This window comes from Streptomyces fildesensis, assembly GCF_016107395.1.
GTDB classification, from domain to species: domain Bacteria; phylum Actinomycetota; class Actinomycetes; order Streptomycetales; family Streptomycetaceae; genus Actinacidiphila; species Actinacidiphila fildesensis.
Genome location: NZ_JAAIKO010000371.1, coordinates 1 through 237 on the forward strand (window position 1 = coordinate 1; position 237 = coordinate 237).

The window sequence follows — 237 nt, forward strand, 5'->3', positions numbered from 1 at the left end:
GGGCGAAGACGTCAGCGCCGCCACCGTCCTGCTCGATGAAGCCGAAGCCCTTTTCAGCGTTGAACCACTTCACGGTGCCAGTAGCCATGTGTGTCTCCTAAAGACAGGGGGCAGAACCGAAAACCGCACTCTGCGGAATCCGCGTCGCCGCAATGAGCCCATCCGGAGATGACCGGCCAAACAAAAATGCACCCGCGGGTCACGCCCGTCGAGTGCACACAAAGTTCATGGGTACCA

The 237-nt window shown here is 59.9% G+C and carries 1 protein-coding gene; it reads right to left on the reverse strand.

The features are described 5' to 3' along the window. Nucleotides 1-88, reverse strand: an 88-nt coding sequence (locus tag C6N31_RS43225) for a cold-shock protein (protein WP_198359764.1), incomplete at its 3' end; no start/stop codon positions are given. Nucleotides 89-237 lie beyond the last annotated feature (149 nt).